This is a genomic window from Gloeocapsa sp. PCC 7428, from assembly GCF_000317555.1.
Lineage (GTDB): Bacteria > Cyanobacteriota > Cyanobacteriia > Cyanobacteriales > Chroococcidiopsidaceae > Chroogloeocystis.
In genome coordinates this window covers 923,329-944,754 of the sequence record NC_019745.1, presented here as the reverse complement: position 1 = coordinate 944,754, position 21,426 = coordinate 923,329, and the positions used below count along the sequence as shown (strand labels likewise).

Sequence of the window (21,426 nt, the reverse complement as noted above, 5' to 3'; positions counted from 1 at the left end):
TTACAAATATGCGCTTCAACAACGTAGCTCAGGAACACCTCCTGGGCAGTGTATAAACTGATAATAAGACATAATAAGTTTAGTCACCAATACAAATCTAAGATGTCGCTTTAGTCTCATCGGCTGAATTATAACAGTCTCTATGCCCTAGAGAAATTTCTGATAGAAGCTATGCTCTATATATTAATGCTAACGCTATTTAAGTCGCTGCTTGTGCTAATCACCGCGAGTAGATTTACATAAAAAAGTAGATAGCATATGAGAATTCTCTAATTTTCGAGATTTTCCATCATTGAATAAAATTATTGATAAGGTACATAGTACCAGATATTTTTAGAGCCTAAGTATAAATGCTATTGTGCTTAATCTATGCATATCATAGCCAAATTCGGTTGATGTTGAAATCTTGAGAGATTAACTTAGAAAAGACAAAATCAGGTCGTTGTAGGTAGAGTAAGCTTCCAGGCAAGATATGACACAACACGATACAGCATCCAAGCTCCAGAAAAAAGACTCAACTGATAAGCGATCGCTTAAAGTGCATAACGCAACGACGAAAATTACAGCGCTATTAACAGCACGTCAATCATTGCGCCTTGCCTGGGTCGGACATATTCTTACTGTAGCTTGGGCAATTGCTGCTGCGATCGCGACGGGTGGAAATTGGCGACTTGTTCAGATGTGGGAATCGCACGTGCAAACGATGTTTTTTGAACTGCGCGGTCCAGTAGCACCACCAGAGGATATTGTCATTTTGGCAATTGATGAACCATCATTATCAATGCCGAAGCAATTGTTGCAGGAAGATCCCCAAAAATATGCCTACTTAGAACCTTTGAAAGCTTGGGCGTGGCGACGTAGTGCGTATGCGCAAGTCGTCGATCGGTTAATATCAGCAGGTGCAAAAGTTGTTGCTTTGGATATTTTGTTGACAAATCCAAGTAGCTACGGAACCGATGACGATCAGCAATTAGCGCAAGTACTGCGCCGCTATTCTGGTAAAGTAGCGTTAGCTGCCGAATATGCAGAAGCTGAAATTCATCAAGGAAGCTTAATTCAATTAGTACCGCCTGAACGCCTGTTTTGGACAAATCCGTCAGCAATTGGTACAATCAATTTTCCGCTAGAAGCAGACAGTAAAATTCATCGGTTTGCCAGTACTTTTCCCAAGCTATTAGCACAACAAGCGCAATATCCACAAGAAACACTAGCAGAACTTCAAGATTTCCCTTCATTTGAAGAAGCTGTTGTCAAAGCCGTAAATCCTAATTTTGTTAGACCGCAAGCCGAGTATATTAATTTTTATGGTCCAGCAGGGACATTTGAACAGATTTCTTTTTGGCACGTATTAGATCCGGAAAACTGGAATACCTATTTACAGCAAGGAAAATATTTCAAAGATAAAATTGTCCTGATTGGGGCGACAGCAGCTTCACTCCAAGACTTTCATGGCGCACCATTTGCCAAGAGTTGGCTGTATCCGCAACGAATGTCAGGAGTAGAAATTCAAGCAAACGCGATCGCAACTTTATTAAATAACCGCGCGATCGCCGAAGGAATTCCTCATACCAACACCCGCAGCTTATTTATCCTATTTTTGGTTGGTGGTAGTGCGTTTTTAATTAGGAAATCCAAGCGCACCATTTTTCAATGCGCATCGACAGCAGGAATTATTCTTGGTTGGGTAAGTATCAGTTATTTCAGTTTTATCTATGGTGGTGTTTACTTTCCGGTTGCAGTTCCCTTAGTTGCGATCGCCCTCGCGAGTTTTTCTTATTTAGGTACAGGTGCAGCGAGTGAAAGATTAAGAAAAATGAGTTTGCACCGTAGCTTAGAACGCTATGCATCTTCGCCTATTGTGCAGGAGATTATTAGCCAGCAAGATGACTTACAGTACTTACTAGAGCAGCGCGAGCTAGCAACAATGGGAAAGCTCATTGGCGGACGCTATAAAATTGTCAAAGTATTAGGTGCTGGTGGCTTTAGTGAAACCTATGTAGCCGAAGACAAACAACGTCCAGGGAGTCCACTATGCGTTGTCAAACAGCTTAAATTAGCTAGCAATAATCCCAAACACTTGCAACTTGCTAAACGATTATTTCAATTAGAAGCAGAAACTTTAGAAAAACTAGGAACCCACGACCAAATTCCTCAACTATTGGCTTACTTTGATGAAGGTGAAGAATTCTATCTTGTGCAAGAATTAGTTGTTGGTCATCCCCTCAGCCAGGAACTTCCTCCAGGTAGACAACTACAAGAAGCTACAGTTATTCAAATCTTACACGAACTTCTACAAACTTTAGAATTTGTTCATCGTCATGGCGTAATTCATCGCGACATCAAACCCAGTAATATCATTCGCCGACACTCTGACGGTAAGCTTTTTTTGATTGACTTTGGTGCGGTAAAAGAAGTAAGCAACCAAGTATTAGACCAAGAGGGACAAAGTAGCTTGACAATTGGAATCGGTACCCAAGGCTATGCCCCCATTGAACAATGTGCTGGACGTGTGAAATTTAGCAGTGACATCTATGCGTTGGGAATGACAGGGATTAGAGCTTTAACAGGATTATCTCCTCATGAGTTACAGTTCGATGCAGATACCGGAGAAATACTTTGGATGCACAAAACCCAAGTAAGTCACGATTTTGCCACAGTTTTGTGTAAAATGGTGCGCCATGATTTTACTCAACGCTATCAATCTGCTTTAGAGGCTTTGTCTGCGCTTGAGCAATTAGTAAGTTGGCACACCGGCGCTTCAAAAATAGAAGATAGCTTACCTGTCGAGAATTCTGATACTCCCACAACTCCTTGGAGTATTGCATCAACAGCGATCGCCGATCCAAGTTCTACTATTGTTTTGCCACCGCAGTAGTTTAAACTAGTACATTTGCTCTACTACTGGTAGCAATTTATTTTGCTAGCGCAGCAAGAATCTTTGCCAGCGATACGAAATAGCGGACGATCGCAGTTCTGACTCCGGTTGTAAATCTGTTGGTAAATTCACATCATTTCCTACAGGGTTCGGTTCATCGATCAGTAAGGGACTAACGTCATCTAATAATGGCGGAGTCGTCTCAGTGTCTGTAGGTAATGGTGCGTTGTCTTCAACATCAGTTGGCAGTGTAGTATCTGTATCCGCTGGCGGTGTATTGTCCGCAGGATCAGTTGGCAGCGTAGTATCTGTATCCGTTGGCGGTGTATTGTCCGCAGGATCGGTTGGCAGTGTAGTATCTGTATCCGTTGGCGGCGTATTGTCCGCAGGATCAGTTGGCGGTGTAGTATCTGTATCCGTTGGTGGTGTATTGTCCGCAGGATCAGTTGGCAGTGTAGTATCTGTATCCGTTGGTGGTGTATTGTCCGCAGGATCAGTTGGCAGTGTAGTATCTGTATCCGTTGGCGGTGTATTGTCCGCAGGATCGGTTGGCAGCGTAGTATCTGTATCCGTTGGTGGTGTAGTATCTGTATCCGCTGGTGGTGTATTGTCCGCAGGATCGGTTGGCAGTGTAGTATCTGTATCTGTTGGTGGTGTATTGTCCGCAGGATCGGTTGGCAGTGTAGTATCTGTATCCGTTGGTGGTGTATTGTCCGCAGGATCGGTTGGCAGCGTAGTATCTGTATCCGTTGGTGGTGTATTGTCCGCAGGATCGGTTGGCAGCGTAGTATCTGTATCCGTTGGTGGTGTAGTATCTGTATCCGCTGGTGGTGTATTGTCCGCAGGATCGGTTGGCAGCGTAGTATCTGTATCCGTTGGTGGTGTATTGTCCGCAGGATCGGTTGGCAGCGTAGTATCTGTATCCGTTGGTGGTGTATTGTCCGCAGGATCGGTTGGCAGCGTAGTATCTGTATCCGTTGGTGGTGTATTGTCCGCAGGATCGGTTGGCAGCGTAGTATCTGTATCCGTTGGTGGTGTATTGTCCGCAGGATCGGTTGGCAGCGTAGTATCTGTATCCGTTGGTGGTGTATTGTCCGCAGGATCGGTTGGCAGCGTAGTATCTGTATCCGTTGGCGGCGTATTGTCCGCAGGGTCTAGTGGTGGTGTGGTGTTGCCACCATTAATAGGTTGAGTAATGGAACTTTCGCCCGTTGTTGGTGGAGTGGTGGTATTACTAGGCGGTGTGATTGGCGTGTTATTTTCTAACGGTGGGGTTACTGGTGCAGTATTATCATCATCAATTTCCTCTCTAGACCCATTGCCAGGAAGTTGCTGATTACCGCTGTTGGCTCCACTTGGAGGATTCTCTGTATTAGTTGAGTTGTTCCCACTTGGAGTCCCAATGGGCGATGGTGTTGTCGAAGTATTGTTACCTTGATTTTGTTGCGATGGTGTTGTCGAAGTATTGTTGCCTTGATTTTGTTGCGATGGTGTTGTCGAAGTATTGTTGCCTTGATTTTGTTGCGATGGTGTTGTCGAAGTATTGTTGCCTTGATTTTGTTGCGATGGTGTTGTCGAAGTATTGTTGCCTTGATTTTGTTGCGATGGTGTTGTTGAAGTATTGTTGCCTTGGTTTTGTTGCGATTCTCGCGCTGAATTACTAGGAGACTGAACAAAAGGTGGATTTTCAACTACTCCTTCGCCTCTAACTGGTGGCTTTGTAGCAGCAGCAGCCGCAGTTTCTGCTTGTACACTAGAGAGTGCCGGATCAGCTGAAGGATTAGGATTTGGTCGATTCAGATTCAGCTGCTGTACTAAATCGCTCGTTTGGTAAAAAGTATTGAGGTCAAACTCGTATAACTGCTCAATTGTGTCATTGACAACAACCGCCATTTGCCCAGCTTCGAGAACTTCGCTTTGAGAAGCGCTTTGATTAAAAACTTCAATATTACTATCTGTTAAAGCCCCAACAATTGTTGTGTCTGTTTCGGGTATATAACGTACAAATAATGCTGACCCTCTAATTGCAGCAGCTGCATTTGGCGTTCGGATGTCTGTGACTCCTCTTCCAGGAGGAATGAGTAATAGTACTGTTCCGTTTGATAACCTGAATCTACGTGTTTGTGCAATGAAGCGGAATATGGCTTGTTCTCCTATCCTTGCCAAGGAACCGTCATTAAAGCGTAGTTCCGCTAAGGAGGAATGACCTGTAGACAAAGCATCTCCAGGCTGCATGGCATCTGACAATCGGGCTGGACGTGGTGTGCGATTTTGTGGAAGTAGACGCACTAAATTACGTATGTTTTGCACTACGGCTCGTGTCAGAGTAGTTTCAGCATTAGCCTTCTTAGCTATTGGCAGCGTCATGCTCCAAAAAAACAAAGGTAAGGATGAGGACAAACTTGCGAGACATGGCTTTTAGTGCCTAAAAAGGGTGAACAAGTGCCAAAGTAATCAGACGCGGTTTCTGATTTCCAAGTTTCATCATGTCAAATTACATAGTTACAGAAGCTGTCAAGAAATAGCAAATTCTCAAGCATTAAATTGGCATCTACTCATTTTAATCAGCGATCTATTACTCTTCACTCTCCTAGTAATAATCAGGAACATTTTTTCTGACTAAGTACGTCTTGAAGTAGCTAATGTTACGCCTCGCTCGCAATATTTTTGGGTTCGGAAAATAGAACTCTGATATGTAAATTTTTGTAATTATTTGACCGATAGTGAAATATATGTATAATTATATACTGTGAATAAACTAATGTATACAGCTACTATTACGGTGTGGCAGCTTGAAAGGCTGTCCGGTTTACGTCATAACTTATACTGGCAAAAACTACTGCAAGCCGATTATAAGAAGCTATCCGTCTTGTCGCTCTTCACTGCCAGTACCACTAGTCTGATGTTGCTCAATTCTAGTATAGTCGTTGCAGCGCCTCAAAACAATTGTCAAATAAATTACTTGGGAACCACAGAAATATCCTCAATAGACCAAGAAAAGACAAATAACTCTTCATGTGTTTCTACAACGAATTCGTTGGTGAATCCAGAAAAGACTTTCATTTCTTCCGAGTGTCAAATCTCTGACAGTTACAAAGCGAAATCGCAAGAATTTGCTGTCCCGATTCATTCTCAAAATCAACTTGCTGAGAAGCAAGACAGTCTAGCATTAATAGAGAATTTGAAGACTCCGGCAAAAACAACATTAGAACACTCAACAGTATTTAATTCAAGTTCTGCGGATGCTCTGACGTCTAAGCAAACTACAGAGTTCCTTCTTCAGCAACAAAATCGTTTTGACTCATCTATCGCGGCTTCTTGTGCAGTGCAGCAATTAGATGAGCAGCATTATAAGCTTAATCTACTTGCTCCTACACCTTACCCTATACAAATGGCACAGGATGCACAGCAGCGATTATCTGTACCAGCCGATGGTGAATTAGGCGAATTGCGCTTGCGTGAATTAGAAGGACGATCGCAATCAGATATCGATGCAGAACTAGGAAGATTGCGCATACGCGAAATAAAAAGGCAATCGCCTGATCCAGAATTAGGAACTTTGCGCATCAGAGAATCCAGAGGACAGCCTACGCTTGCAGACATTGTTAGTCCACCACCATCATCACCCCAACTCGGTTCGCTGTTGGCTCAAATTGGTTACTTCCAAACAAACAACATATTTTCAGGAGTAGATCCGATTCAAGGCGGTTTGCTCTCGTCAGGTATCACGCTCATTACAACGCCGAAGTTGGGAGAGAATACGGATATCATCGCCGCGATCGATGGGAGTTTGATTCGCTATATTGAGCAATCTGAATCGAATTATAACCAGTTGCGTTTCAGGGCGGGAATTCGTCAAAGATTTTCACCGCAAATGTTTGGTGAGGTTGGTTGGATTAATCAGCAACTCTTTCGTTTGGAGTCTGGCGATCGCTTTTTGGATGAAAATGCACTGCGCTTTGTGCTGCGACGACGCGATCGCTTGACCGACAGGTTACGGCTTGATAGCTTGTATGAGTTACGTCTGAGCGATGCCGAACCGGAAACTCGCAGTCGGATCATCAATTCATTATTAGTCTCGTTAAGCTACAACTTACAACGTAATTTCTTAGTTGGTCTGGATTACCAGTTCGCCTTATCAGATTTTACCCAACGCGATCGCGAAGATCAATTTCACCGCTTACTCGGACGCTTAACTTACGCCGCTTCGCGCAATAGCCAATTTAATCTCCAAGCAGGAGTAACACTGGGTGGTTCTTCTGACCCAAATGTTAATTTTGATAACTTATTTTTGAGTGTGACTTACACAGTTGAGTTAGGGCGTTTCTAATACGAGGAAATAATAGTTAAGAACTAGGGCGATCGCTTTTATTTTGAGTTTCCTCGGTTGGTGGTTCAGCGAGGAGATAAGAACACCAGTCACTCCAGCTACCAGCATAAAGCTTTCCGGTATCAATTCTAGCCAACTCCAGAGAAAGTAAATTGACACACGCTGTCACGCCAGAACCGCAATAAACGATAATTTCCTCCGCAGATTTGAGGTTTTCCCAACGATCGCGTTGTGCGGTAGGCGATCGCAAGTAACCTTGCGCGTCAGAAACCTCTTGCCAAGGATAATTGACGGCACCAGGAATATGACCTGCAATTGGATCGATAGGTTCGCGTTCTCCAGAATAGCGATCGCTTTCGCGCGAATCGACAAGAACCACCGCAGGATCGTCTTTACGAGCTTTAACTGTTGTTATATCAACAACGCGATCGACTTGAACTCGCGGCACAAAATCACCGAGTTTGGATTCAGGAAGGATATCAGTCACAGGATAGCCACTATTTAGCCAGCCAGTGAAACCACCGTCCAAAACAGCGACTTGAGTGTGTCCTAAGTAACGTAATAGCCACCATAACCGTGCTGCAAAAGCAAAGCGCGAATCATCGTAAGCGACGACAAGTGTTTGTGAAGTGATACCCAGTTGTGATAACTTGTGCGCGAATTTATACAGATCAGGTAACGGATGACGTCCGCCGTGTGGCGCTACAGGGCTTGAAAGATCTTGGTTTAAATCTAAATAAAAAGCTCCTGGAATATGACTTTTTTGATATTGTTGATAACCAAGTTGTGGCTCGGCAAGTGAAAAACGACAATCGGCGATCGCCACTTGTGGATCTTCCAAGTGTTCAAACAGCCATTTTGTAGAAACTACTGATTGCAAGTCGGTCATAAGTCACAATTTTTAAATTGAGGTAATGGGAAGCACTTAGTAATCGCTATTTATAACCAATTACCAGTTACCGATTTCCAATCTTAAAGATATTCTATGTGTAATAGTTATTATGCCAAGCGTTGATTTTGTTCCCCAGCCTACCGCCGATGGCTCATTTACGTTTTTTTCCGCAGAATTTAATGAAGCGTTTCACAGTCAATACGGAGCGCGTCAGGAAGCTGAAAGAAAGTTTGTCGAACCAACGCAACTGCAATACAAAGCCCAGCAACCTCAATTACGGATATTAGATATTTGCTACGGTTTGGGCTATAACACAGCAGCGGCTTTAGCAACAATTTGGCAAGTGAATCCTCGTTGCTACGTTGAGGTTGTCGGTTTAGAGTCGAATCCAGATGTCCCAAAATCAGCGATCGCGCATCAACTGCTGCAATCTTGGGATGAACCCGTACCGCGAGTTCTGACTCAATTAGCAAACAAACATCAAGTACAAACAAGCAATTGTAAAGCAGCGCTACTCATTGGTGATGCCCGAAAGACAATTCAAACATTACATCAACTCAACTTTCAAGCTGATGCTATTTTTCTCGATCCCTTCTCACCACCACATTGCCCGCAACTTTGGACAGTAGAATTTCTCCAGCAGGTTGCTTTATGCTTAACTCCTCATGGACGCTTAGCGACGTATTCGTGTGCGGCGGCGGTTCGTACCGCGTTGATCCAAACTGGGTTAAAAATTGGTTCGACACCACCCGTCGGAAGGCGATCGCCAGGAACAGTAGCGGCTTGGGAAGCCATTGATCTCCCTACATTATCGCCAGAAGAACAAGAGTATCTCCTCACGCGTGCGGCGATTCCTTACCGCGATCCACAATTAAGCGATTCAGCTACTGTTATTTTGCAACGACGTCAGCAAGAACAAAACGCAAGCTCATTAATGTCAACATCACAGTGGCGAAAGCAGACTATAAAAAATAGTAAAAACGCTCTACAAAATACTTAATTAATAATACTTCATTAAGTTTTTAAAGAGCTAAATACTGTGTTCATCACTTCAAACTAAACTTATGCAAACTTGTGTGTTTCTTCATTAAAACTTTAACAATTTCTAGCAAATAGGCTAGTGAAATAAAGTTATAGTAAAAATGGATGAAAGATCTATTTTATTTTTTCCATTTTCTTTATCTTAGATTTAAGCAAGTTGAAACTATAAATTCAAATGTTTCAATAATTCCCATAGGGGGCATCTCACATAAATAAAGGAACTAAAAAAAACATTATTTAGTTCGTAATACGAGTTGATATATTGTTATCTTTGTACATCTACATAACTAAGTTTCTTCCTACCAGGGAGGAGTGAAATGTTTACAGGCTTTTCCTGTTGGCAAATCTTGAAGACGGTGAGTGTATTTTGCACTAGAGCCGCTATGAGTAATATTCCTGTAATTTTTATTCGGCTGATTGGTGCTGCTAAAGTAGCAGTAGCAAGGATTGATAAATTAAAAGGATTAGCTTTCTTTAGCTAGAAGTAACGTTAATAAGTAGCTTTTTTAATACCAGCAAATAAAAGTTTCAATAGTTAAACTTCTGGTTTATCGTTACCTTATCTGATAGCTATAGGTAAAAAAATAGCTATCAAACGTACTCATTTGTTGCACTTACTTGTCGATTATTAAAATAAAAATAGTAATACATGACCTCATGATGCAATTGTTAACTGGCAATACAGAGGTACGAATGCTTTTGCTTAATTTTGTTTTTAACAGCTATTAATTCGACAAATATAAGCATCTTGCTAAACAGTATTGCTGCGAAATTAACACAGCACTAATACATACCGCTTAAATGCAGCGGTATTTACCAATAAATTACAATTTTTTGGGGGAATTATGTCTTCTAGTCTTTCGCGACGCGAAGTTTTAAGGCTACTCAGCTTCTTATCTGCTGGGGCTGCTGGTGTAGGAAGTGTGCCACTAATTAGCGAACTTTTTGCAAGTAAAGCCACGGCACAAACAAGCTCTGTTTATGTTCGTGAAAATATAGCTACATTCATGCAGTCGCCTACAAAAATTGCAGCTTTAAGAAGAGGAATTCAGGTGATGCAGTCGCGGTCTAGTTCTAACCCGACAAGCTGGATTTACCAAGCTAATATGCATGGTATTCCCAGCAACGAGTCGCGCAGATTGACAGCATGGGGTACTTGCAATCACGGAAGCTTTTTCTTTTTTCCTTGGCACCGAATGTATTTATACTACTTCGAGCGAATTCTACGTCAGGCGTCTGGCGATTCGACTTTAGCGCTTCCATACTGGAATTATTCAGATTTTCCCGATCAGCGGACTTTACCTGAAGCATTTCGGAATCGACTACTACCTGATGGCTCTACCAATTCGCTCTATGTAGAACAGCGCGCCCCTGGGATTAACCAAGGTACGACAGCGTTAGCATCAGCTGAAGTCAGTTACGAGGGGGCTTTTCAACGTACAAACTTCTTTCATACCAGTTCTGGACAGCAAAGCTTTGGTGGTCGAAGAGCTACAAGTGCAATGCACCGAGGTTCTGGGGGAGGACTTTTGGAGGGACGACCACATAACCAAGTTCATGTTGTTGTTGGTGGTAGCAGTGGTTGGATGCGTCAGGTAGAAATGGCGGCTCGCGATCCAATTTTTTGGCTCCATCATTCAAACATTGACCGGTTGTGGGAACGGTGGCTTTTGTTAGGTAATGGAAGAGCAAATCCTACCAATGATAGTGATTGGATGAGCGATCGCTTTACCTTCTTTGATGAAAATGCCAGACAAGTGACAATGCGTGGTAGAGATATCCTTAATACAGTGCAGCAACTAAACTATAGATATGACGACGCCCCCTTGGGAAACCAAGTGCTGGTAAATGGAATGAGCGATGCTAACCGCTCTACACAGCAAATAACTGCAACTCCTCAACTGTTAGCGACAACACCTATGAACAATCAGCAAATGTTGGTAGAACTCAGAGAAGCTCCAGTGACTCTAAATTTACGATTCCCACAGTCACAAGGAGTAAGACCATTTAGTAGTTCTAGAACCATAACAGCAGGTTCTGTCACACTCAACGTTGAGAAGGTTGAATATAACCCCAGAAATTCAATTCCCTATGAGGTTTACATTAACCTCCCACAAGGAGTTCCTCCAGACCGCAACAGTCCTTACTATGTAGGCAGATTAGCACTATTTGCGCATCCTCAAAAAGCCACCTTTAGTCTTGATATTACTGAAGCGGTAAGCGAGCTACAGCGACTTAATCTAATAACAGGAGATTCTATCTCAGTTACTTTCGTTCCACCTGGTGGAGAGATGAATCTAATACAAAGAACGGAGCGCACTAGAGAAGTGCCAGGAGTCGTTCGCTTTGAACGCGTGACAATTACCACTACCAATTAATCAATCTACCATCATCACGCTGGAAGAAAATGTCGATTTACAAAATCAAAACTGCAATGTAGGGATAGCCACCACCTGACACCTAAAGACGAGTTACAAGAATTGTGGCATATTGCTGGTCTGATATTTTTTGCCGTTGATTCAATTTAGCGAAAAAATTAATACATTCGATAGTAAGCAGTTAAATTACTGACAATCAACTAAATTATCTTGCAATCAAAAGAAAATGTTAAAAATATCAGACTGAACTGAATAGGAGTGCTAATACAAGATAATTTCATCTAAAATTCTTAACTTTGTTTCTTAACTTAAGAATATTGGGTTAATGAAATAAAAGAATACCTCGCTTAGATTGCATAACTATTTTGTATAAAGCACTTCTAGTTTTTTGCAACTTAATTGCCAAATAGTTATACAGGCTTTGAAGAAATAAAAAACTAGTATTTATTGGGGTATTTATTTAGTATATTCGCAAACCTTTATAACAACAAATAAAACTATGAATAAAAGAAAACAAAGTAGATGATAGCTAAAACATAAGCCAACAAATCTGAAAAACAGAAGGTTGATAAATATATACTGGAGTTTAATATAATATGGCAATAATTAAAGGAACTGCTGGTAACGATAACTTAAAAGGTGGTTCAAACAACGATAAGCTCTACGGTTATGAAGGTGAGGATACTTTAAATGGTGGTGCAGGAATCGATACTTTAATTGGTGGTACAGGTAGCGATGTTTACATTGTAGACACAACTACTGATGTCATTATTGAGTATTCTGGTGGCGGCGCTCACGATACGGTGAAATCTTCTGTAAGCTACACGCTGGGCGCTTATGTGAATGATTTGGTACTAACTGGAAGCAGCAATATTAATGGTACAGGCAACGAACTAGACAATATCATCACTGGTAATAGCGGTAGAAATGTTTTAAGAGGTCTTGCTGGTAACGATCAGCTTAATGGTAGTAATGACAAGCGCAGCGATACACTTTATGGCGGAGTTGGTAACGACTCGCTTAAGGGTGGTAGCAAAGATAAACTTTATGGAGGCGCTGGAAACGATCGCTTAGTTGGCAGCCACGTCGGATTTTTTGATAACCCAGACGACACAATATACATGGATGGCGGTGATGGCAATGATTATCTCTATGCTAGTCATGATGCTGAAATGTACGGTGGTAGAGGTAGCGACACTATCACTGGCGGTACTTCAGTTTACATTGATGGTGGTGACGGCGACGATTTACTTGATGGTGATGAAAGTACAATTTACGGTGGCAAAGGCAACGATACTATAACAGGTAGTTACAGTCGCCTCTATGGTGGTGATGGTGATGATGTTTTAAGTGGAATTGCTGGAATGGAAGGTGGTCAGGGAAATGATACTCTGATCGGAGGCGATTGGGATAGCGGCTTTATTTTTAGTAAACCAACTGATGGAATAGATACAATTACTAACTTCGCAGCAGACAGATATCACAAAATTTATGTTTCTGCAAGTGGTTTTGGTGGTGGACTTGTAGAAGGAGAATTGTTACCAGGACAGTTACAATTTGGAACCTCAGCAACCGAAGCTGACGATCGCTTTATTTACGATACATCTTCTGGCGCGTTGTATTTTGATGTTGATGGTGTATTAGGTACTGGTTCGCAAGTCCAGTTAGCAATTTTAGTCGGTGTTCCTGACTTAACATCTAGTAGTATCTACGTTACTAGCTAAAGCTAATTTATTTAGAAGTTTATAGCAACCTGCCTTCCTGAGAAGTTACATTGTTGCTTTGTAACCTCTTTGGGAGATTTTTCTATTGGATAGTTGATATTTTTTCAAAGTTTGCCACTGCATTGTTAATTCTTCGACATCACGTAATTGTCCACCATAGCGCCAACTTAGGTAAGCTTGGCAAATTTCCTCAATGACTTTAGCAACGCTTGTAGGATAATGCTGATGCAATATTTGTGCATATTCTAGTGGTGTTTGAGCAGCGTGTTTGCGCAAGCCTTGTGTTGCTGTCCAATCAAGCATTTGTTGGTACAATCTCTCAATTGGATGTAATTTGGCTAAAGTCTGCTTTCTGCGCCAAATTCGCCATTGTTGTAAACCTAGCCAACATAAAAAGCTGATTCCAGTAGCAACAATTAACGCCGTTAAAACACCCAGCCAACCTTGAGAAAACAGCGCAATAAACCATGCGATCGCTGCTGTTATTCCATCCAAAAGTATTGTAAATAGCGCATTGAGAAAACCCGATACAGGGCTTGGTAACCACCCAGCAACCCACTGCCAGAATTTTTGCAAAACACCAAACGTTTGTGCCTCTTCGACTGAAGGTGGAATCAGCGGGTGTCCTGGAATTGGATCGAAAGCAAACCAGCCATATTCAGGAAAATATACTTCGGTCAATGCATACGCATCCGTGTTACGTACAATATACAAACCTGTAAACGGATTGAATTCTCCAGGACTAAAGCCCACCGATAGCCGCGCCGGAATCCCAATCGAACGCAGCATAATTGTTAATGCAGTAGAAAAGTGATCGGGATAACCACCTTTGTGTTTAAAGAGAAAAGCTGCGACTAAATCTTCATTTTCTGCAAGATACGGAAGATCTAAAGGATTTTCTGGAATAGTGTAATTTTGCTTGAGGTACTGCGCAAGGTATAAAGCTTGCTCGTAAGGCGATGTGAGTGCTTTTTCTGATTGTCCTACACGTTGTTGATTGTAGTTTGCTAAGATTTCTTGAGTGCGTTGTTGTACCTGTGCGGCAATTTCTGGCGGAACTTGTAGATAATAATTACTAATATTTTTCGGGTAATTTGTTGACGCTTGTCCTAATAAAGTGCGATCGCGGTAAGGAACTTGCGAAATCACAGTATAAGTGAGATCTTTCGATAATCCTACAGGCGATCGCAAACCGCCTTCTGGATCGACCGCGATTTCGGGTGCAGGAAAGAATATTTGTTTAGGATAAGCTAACGCTGGAATTAAATTTGGTAATTCAGAAACGATGGTATACGTTTGAACAACTTCTCGCGTCGCCCCAGCGATCGCCGGTGGTGATAAAAATATTTGATACGACCAAGTTGGACGTTTGAGGTTGACGACTTGTTCATTACGCGAAATTTCCCAGCCTTTACCTGTATAGCGATCGAATCCTAAGACGCGCCAAAATCCTTCCGCTTGCGATCGCACCCGCATGACAACTTTGGGTTTCATCTCGCCGCGTAAATTTTGATTAATCTCGCTATTAAACCCGTAGTAAAAAGTTTCGTCTACACCTGTTCCCCCTTGGGCGTCGCTACCACTACCGCCACTTGTCCCTCCACCGCTTCCCTCGCGCACGTAACCTGGGTTGACAATACTGCGCCCATCAAAGTTTTCTTGAATATCAATCGGCGCACTTACGGGAAATGTTCGTAGCTGATAACCTGGAAACCGAGGTAAAACCGCAAAAACCGTTAAGCCTAGCCCCACAGTGACTAAAAATAGTATCCCTGTGCTTTTGAGCGTAACGAAGGAAAACTTCTCCCCTCGCCCCTCATTCCTTACCCTTCGCCCCTCAATACCCAATCGCGAACGATAATCTAAAACTAATACAGGTAAAGCGATCGCCAAAAAAAGCAGTAACATTGGTGCAAACGCTAAAGTCTGGCTCAGTGTGCCTGCGACTGCAAGTAAAATTAACCCGATGACGATGGAATAGCCTAAATCTTTGCGACGAGGTAAATCAAAGCTATGACAGACTTGAAGTTGAATTAAAAGTTCAGCGAGAAGAACTCTGGTATCGTTTAATTCACCCAACAAGCGCCCAAAAAATGCGGCGAGTGCTGCTAACATCGCGATCGCAATGCAAAACTTGGTCGGAATGTTGCGGTCGTGACGGCGATACCAACTCCAAATTGCCCCAACAATACTTAAGGGTACTGCCCATAAGCTAAACTGCGTTTCTGCTGCAACATCAGTTGCAATAATTCCGACAGTGACTAATGCTTGGACAAGCGATCGCAAAAGTCGCGATTCTTCTACTTCAGTGATTTCTGTCTTTCTAGGCTGTCGCCACTGACTCCAACCAGATAGCGCTAGCGATGCTTTGATTCGATTTCGCTGTCGCATTCTGGATGATTTCGTCATACTGTTTTCGCTAGTAAGTTAATTGAATTTATGTAATATTTTTAACGAACTACAAAATTTATAGAGCGTGAAGCTTTTCTAAGCGAGTATTGTTAATAAAGTAAAAAAAGTAAGTGGGTAAAAATAAACATAACTTAAGGACTGGTAATTGGCGAAGCCGCCGCACGCCTAAAGAGGCTTCTAAAGAAGGAACGGCGGTAACTGGTCATTGGTCATTGGAAAGAGTCTCTATTCCCTATTACCCGTTACCTGACAATGTTACGTGTGATATTTAATTATGCCCACTTACTTATAAGTTAACGAATAACAAGATAAGTAAACTAGCGCAATCCCACTGATCAATTTGCTGTTATTTAAATAATTTTGGTAAAACAATTGCGTAAATGTACTGAAATTGTGATTAGAAAAAAGTCTTGATAAAAGATTCAGTAAAACTACGGTTTCATACTAGCGAATGGTCGCATCAAGCAACTATCCGCTTTGGGCTAAACTCAAAGGGTAGCAAGAGCTTTTTCGCGCTCGATTATGAATTTAGACACGCAAATTCAATTATTGATTGATGATGCCCCCCAGGATGGCATTACACCCAAAGTTGTTGCAGCGATCGCACCTGGATTAAAACTGCTCGCTGAGAAGTTACATCACTTACAGTACTACATTGTACAAAGCTTAGAACAAGAATGGGTAGTGACAACTTTACGCAGTCGTGATGAACCCGATCAGGAGAAACGTGTTATTTATGCTTTTCCCACGTTAGAAGATGTTGCTACAGCTTCTGATGCAACTGATATTGATCCAGAGTTAATTGCTGTCCCAATTCCGATAACTCTTATCCTCTTTCAGCTAATTGCTTTAGAAACTATTGACAGTATCATCTTCTTTGAAATGCCAGGTGATACAACCAACGGCATTGAAATTCGTCGTGAAGATATGCAGCGATTAGTTCAAGTTCAGTTGCAGCAATCTCCTTTGTCAAATACACCTTCTAACCACATTCCTCCAAATATCGCCTAATAAACAGTAGAGGAAGCAGGGGTGTAGAGGAGAAATACTACAGAGAACTTCTTCACTACTCCTAACCACTGGTAACTAGCTACTAGCCACTAACCACTAATACAATCGAGTCAAAACGTAATCAGCCATATTAATCAAAGCTTGGCGCGATTCAGAAGGTGGTAAAACATTGAGATGCTCAACGGCTTGAGTTGCGTGTTGTTTAGCTAATTCGCGTGCTTGTTCGAGACCTTTACTATCTTGAATAAGCGCGATCGCTTGTTCTAAATCGCCTTCTTGGGCAAATTCGCGTTCGATTAAGACTTCTAAATACGGTTTTTCTGCCAAAGCAAATAGCACTGGTGCCGTTAAATTGCCACTTTTAAGATCCGAACCAGCGGGCTTACCTAAGACGTCGGTTGAACCAGTGAAGTCAAAAATGTCATCGACAATCTGAAACGCTAAACCAATATCACGCCCATAACAATACAAATGCTCTGCAACTTCGTTTGATACGCCGCTGAGTACACCTGCGGCTTTACAGCTATTTGCAAACAAAGTTGCTGTTTTATAGTAGCTCTTTTTCAAATAAGCTTCGATAGATAAACTTGTGTTAAATAAAGTGTCGCCTTGCTGAATTTCTCCAGCCGCAAAATCCATAATCACTTCTGATAAGAGCTTAACGACTTCTAAATTGTCTAAGTTAGCCAAATACCAGGAGGATTGAGCAAAAAAGAAATCTCCTGCAAGTACCGCTACACCATTACCAAATAGACTATGAATCGTCGGAACACCTCGCCGCATTGCGGATTCATCCACCACGTCATCATGAATCAGACTTGCGGTATGAATCATTTCTGTAATTTCAGCTAAGCGACGATGACGCAGCGTAATGTCTTCATCCAACATTGTTGCTCGCGATACAAGTAGCACAATTGCTGGGCGCAGCCGTTTTCCTCCGGCTCCGAATAAGTGCTTTGCCGCTGCGAAGAGTTTGGGATGGCGCGTACCTACTAACTGAATTAAGTTTTCTGACAGTATCTGTAGGTCTGCTTCAACGGGGGAAAAAAGGAAGGTGGCTGAGGTCATGTATAAGCCGACTCAAGCTTTAGTTAAGAAAATTTACATAATCTGTACTCATTTTAAGCTAAGCCTTGGCGTGGGGGAAGTTTTATGAGGAAATCCGTAGAAATTGTATTGCATCGTCAAATAGGAGTGAGGGGTGATTGGTTAGCCTTAAGAGTCAGTTCGTATACATTCTTTTTGCTTTACGTCCTTTGCTGCCTCTCCTTCTGCTCTAGACTAATCTTGACTGGGCTGGTGCTAGGCAAACCGCTTCAACGTCAGGAGTATAACCTAACCAAGGCAAGGAAGACTGGGCAAACTGTCGAGGACAACCAGTGACACAAAAGCGTGTTGGTGAAGGGGGATGAGTATTTTTTAATCCTAATAATTCTAGTTCTTGCGCCGTCGCTGCAACGACATACTCAGCTGGATCGATAAGTTTAACGGACTGTGGTAAAAGCGATCGCAGTACTGGTGCAAGATGAGGATAATGCGTACAGCCATACACCAACGTATCGATGCGCTGTTGTAATAAGAAAGTTAAATAATCGCGTGCAACTTCCTTTGTGTAGGGGTCGTGAATGCGATTTTGCTCGATAAGTGGCACAAATTCAGGACACCCTACTTGCCACACTTGGACACTCGGATCGATTTCTAATATTGCACGTTTATAAGCATTACTCGCCGCAGTTGCTGGAGTTGCGATCACGCCGATTCGTTTACCTTGCTGTACTGCTGCTTTTGCCCCTGGCAGAATCAAATCGATAATCGGGATAGGAAATTCTTTTTGTACGATATTGAGGGCCAGCGCCGAACTTGTATTACAAGCTGTGACAACCATTTTGACTTGCTGCTGAAGCATCCAGGTGAGAATTTCGCGCATGAATTGAACAATTTCACCTGGCGAACGAGTGCCATAAGGAACTCGCGCTGTATCTCCAAAATAAATAATAGACTCTTGAGGCAGTTGGCGGTAAAGCTGATGTAGTACCGTCAGACCGCCTAAGCCGCTATCAAAAATGCCGATGGGAGCGTTTTGTATTTGATGTGAATGTGAAGAGACAGAAGTATCAGCCACAGGTTATTAACTAAATTGAACGAAGCATAGATGCTGAGTATGAATTTTGGCATAAAACACCAAAATCGCCAAAAAATCAGACAACTAGCGCCCAAGGTACTCTAGAATCCCCTGCGCGATCGCTTCTGCCATTTGTGTTTGGTAAGCAGGATTTCGCAGTCTGGGATTATCTTCACGACCAGTCATATAACCAACTTCAACGAGAACCGAAGGCATCGAAGATTTGCGCAAGACATAAAATCGGGCGCGTCGTACGCCGCGATCGCGCACAGTCACGCGCCGCACAATATTGCGATGAATTACCTGTGCTAAACGCTGACCGCTAGAGAAATAGTACGTTTCTAAACCATTGATATCAGGACGACTAAGCCCCATCGAGTTCGCATGAATACTCACGAAGATATCCGCATTAGCGCGTTCGGCGATCGCTACGCGAGGGGCGAGGTCTAGAAAATAATCCGAATCGCGGGTCATGACGACTTTTATGCCTTCTTTCTCCAGAATCGCAGCGATTTGTTTTGATATTGGTAAAATGACTTGCTTTTCTTGCGCTCCACCGATGCCAATCGCGCCAGGGTCTTTCCCACCGTGTCCTGGATCGATAACGACGACAGCGCGCTGTTTAGGAGGATTAGGCTTCGCCGGAGGAGATGTAGCCGGTTTTGGGGGTGTCGTTGGCTGGGGTACTGGTACTGCGACAGGCTGCGGCTCTGGTGGCGGTGTTTGCGCATTCGCAGGCGGTAGTAAGATCGAGTTAGCGCGGGAAAGTTGTAACGCGAGGATGTCTTGTCCTGGTTGATTCAGTTCGCCAATCCGAATTCCTGTTGCTGGTTGTACCCAAATTGTGACGGTACGCGGGTCAGCCTGCTGCAAACGCACGCGTAGTACTGGACTATTAGAAGTCAGCGAGGGTCCTCGGACATTACTTGCTAGCTGCGCATTCGGAATTGTAATACGATACAGTCCTGTCGAGCGGTCCCAACCGCTTGTATAGTTAACCTTTTCACTCGCGCGAATCAATAATTGCGCGCCATCAATCGTCAGTTCGGCGGCTTGAATTGTTGCTAATCCTGACGAAGGTGTATTGGTATTTGTGTTTGGCGTCAGAGTATTGATAACAGTATTAGCAGTACTTCTTCCCTGTGGAAGGACGACTAAACCACCAAAACGGCTAACCGTTGCTTGCCAATCAGGTCCATTGCGGTCTACCCGCATTGTCATCCGCGTTACGGGCGGTGACTTTTGCACTTGATTGAATTGAATCCGGTTAACACCGTAGCGGTTAATTGTCACCGTAGGCTTTTTAGTTAGCTGTGGTGATAGCGAAGCACCGACTAAATCGACATCAATCGTACCGCGATCGCTACTGCGATTCACTCTAATCTGCGGCGTTCCACCACCACGAGTGCGGACAAAAAGTCCGTCTCCTGTCACCTGAATATTTTCGACTTGTACCGTTGCAGTCGTTGTTAGCTTTTCTAGGGCTGGGGGTGTGTTGTTTGTCGTACTACGCCCTGGCACAATCGCTGATAGCAATGGCTGGGAAGCCGAGGTGTTAGCCCTTGTTTGTGGCGTTGGGGATAATGGTGTTGGTGGTGGGCTCAGCGCAACTCGTTCCGGTTGGGGTAACTGTACGCTCCACTGACTCGGTGTTGTTCCTTGAAATTTTACCTTTTCTGGATCGAGCTTGTAGCCAGGACTTAATTCAATCACGACGCGAGTTGTTTGTTCGTCAAATTGACCAACTCGGATACTGCGAATTGTTCCGCCAAGCTCTTGTTTTACCGTGGGACGCTGTAATGTGGTTCCTGGTAAGTCGATGACCAATCGCACAGGATTAAAGATAAGTTGTGCTTTGGGCTGAACAGCACCCTCTGTCTTGAAGTCCAATCGATTGCGATTAGCATCAAAATTCCACGATCTAAGTTTCGCCGCCTCTGCGGGAGACGATAACAGAAAAATGCTTAAAGTACTGGGTAGTAGCCAGTGAAATCTCACAATGCTTTCTCCTAATTCATCGCATTCATTTCGCGCAGTCTACGTCTCCTTGATCTGCTCTTATTCACTCCATCACACACTGATATATCTGATATGCCGCCCTTGAGTATACCTGAGGATCAGGACACAACGCGTATGGCAGCGACAAAACCCACTTCACGATTTAAGAGCAGTGAGCTTAAAGACTCAATCTTGACTTAAAGCCGAGAGCATACACCAAGTCGTGAACCACAATCAACAGTAGCTGGCTTCAAGTCAATAACTAGTACAACCGCGACTGTAACGCTGAGATTTCGTCTTGATTGAGCCAAAGGTTTGAGATGCATCCTTTGCTGCTCAAAGGTTACTTCTACGAAAAGTAACCTAGATTCTCAACTTTGGTGGCGAAATCCCCTCAGATGAGAATTTTAGTTCAGCAAATTTATTAAAACTGCGGACGGAGATTGAGAGATTGAAGTTTCCGCTGTCACCTACAAAATTTAACAGAGAATAAACTTGGAATAAATTTAACTTCAGTTTTGTCTAAAATCAATTACTTAAGCAGGTGAATTGAAAACTATTTGCCAAAAATTCTTTTCAGGTTTGGCTACGTACAAAAAAGCTGTCTCGGTTCTCTACTGCTTCGCAACGAGTGATAGCTGCC

Annotated in this window: 12 protein-coding genes; 6 read left to right on the top strand and 6 right to left on the bottom strand. The window is 43.0% G+C overall.

Annotation, left to right across the window (positions count from 1 at the left end):
- Positions 1-472: 472 nt before the first annotated feature.
- Entirely contained in the window at positions 473-2,875 is a 2,403-nt protein-coding gene (locus GLO7428_RS04170; RefSeq protein ID WP_015187312.1) for a serine/threonine-protein kinase, read from the top strand.
- Between the two features lie 45 nt (positions 2,876-2,920).
- Here GLO7428_RS04170 and GLO7428_RS25870 read toward each other — a convergent pair whose 3' ends face one another.
- On the bottom strand, positions 2,921-5,242 hold the full coding sequence (locus GLO7428_RS25870) for a FecR domain-containing protein (RefSeq protein ID WP_015187311.1): 2,322 nt from the start codon (positions 5,240-5,242) through the stop codon (positions 2,921-2,923).
- Between the two features lie 394 nt (positions 5,243-5,636).
- Between GLO7428_RS25870 and GLO7428_RS04160 the strand changes: the two genes are divergently transcribed.
- Entirely contained in the window at positions 5,637-7,205 is a 1,569-nt protein-coding gene (locus GLO7428_RS04160; protein WP_015187310.1) for an outer membrane beta-barrel protein, read from the top strand.
- 16 nt (positions 7,206-7,221) lie between these two features.
- Here the strand turns inward: GLO7428_RS04160 and GLO7428_RS04155 are convergent, their stop codons facing one another.
- The gene (locus GLO7428_RS04155; protein ID WP_015187309.1) at positions 7,222-8,094 is read right to left on the bottom strand and encodes a sulfurtransferase; all 873 of its coding nucleotides are present in this window, start codon (positions 8,092-8,094) and stop codon (positions 7,222-7,224) included.
- A 112-nt stretch (positions 8,095-8,206) separates the two neighbouring features.
- Here GLO7428_RS04155 and GLO7428_RS04150 point away from each other — a divergent pair, with 112 nt between their 5' ends.
- The 3 genes from GLO7428_RS04150 to GLO7428_RS04140 all read left to right on the top strand — a co-directional run bounded on the left by GLO7428_RS04150 (position 8,207) and on the right by GLO7428_RS04140 (position 13,240).
- Positions 8,207-9,097, top strand: a complete 891-nt coding sequence (locus GLO7428_RS04150) for a tRNA (5-methylaminomethyl-2-thiouridine)(34)-methyltransferase MnmD (protein ID WP_015187308.1) — start codon at positions 8,207-8,209, stop codon at positions 9,095-9,097.
- Between the two features lie 886 nt (positions 9,098-9,983).
- A complete protein-coding gene (locus GLO7428_RS04145; protein ID WP_015187306.1) occupies positions 9,984-11,516 on the top strand; it encodes a tyrosinase family protein in 1,533 nt (510 codons plus the stop codon).
- Between the two features lie 596 nt (positions 11,517-12,112).
- Positions 12,113-13,240, top strand: a complete 1,128-nt coding sequence (locus tag GLO7428_RS04140) for a calcium-binding protein (protein ID WP_015187305.1) — start codon at positions 12,113-12,115, stop codon at positions 13,238-13,240.
- Positions 13,241-13,285: 45 nt separating this feature from the next.
- Here GLO7428_RS04140 and GLO7428_RS04135 read toward each other — a convergent pair whose 3' ends face one another.
- Positions 13,286-15,631 carry a DUF3488 and DUF4129 domain-containing transglutaminase family protein gene (locus GLO7428_RS04135; protein ID WP_051038396.1) on the bottom strand — a complete coding sequence of 782 codons (2,346 nt, stop codon included), beginning with the start codon at positions 15,629-15,631 and terminating at the stop codon, positions 13,286-13,288.
- A 543-nt stretch (positions 15,632-16,174) separates the two neighbouring features.
- Here GLO7428_RS04135 and GLO7428_RS04130 point away from each other — a divergent pair.
- Positions 16,175-16,663 carry a hypothetical protein gene (locus GLO7428_RS04130; protein ID WP_015187303.1) on the top strand — a complete coding sequence of 163 codons (489 nt, stop codon included), beginning with the start codon at positions 16,175-16,177 and terminating at the stop codon, positions 16,661-16,663.
- 96 nt (positions 16,664-16,759) lie between these two features.
- Here GLO7428_RS04130 and sds read toward each other — a convergent pair whose 3' ends face one another.
- The 3 genes from sds to GLO7428_RS04115 form a co-directional block, all read right to left on the bottom strand.
- Positions 16,760-17,731: a solanesyl diphosphate synthase gene (sds, locus tag GLO7428_RS04125; RefSeq protein ID WP_015187302.1), complete on the bottom strand. Its 972-nt coding sequence runs from the start codon at positions 17,729-17,731 to the stop codon at positions 16,760-16,762.
- 208 nt (positions 17,732-17,939) lie between these two features.
- A complete protein-coding gene (murI, locus tag GLO7428_RS04120) occupies positions 17,940-18,785 on the bottom strand; it encodes a glutamate racemase (RefSeq protein WP_015187301.1) in 846 nt (281 codons plus the stop codon).
- A gap of 84 nt (positions 18,786-18,869) precedes the next feature.
- Positions 18,870-20,783, bottom strand: a complete 1,914-nt coding sequence (locus GLO7428_RS04115) for an N-acetylmuramoyl-L-alanine amidase (RefSeq protein ID WP_015187300.1) — start codon at positions 20,781-20,783, stop codon at positions 18,870-18,872.
- Positions 20,784-21,426 lie beyond the last annotated feature (643 nt).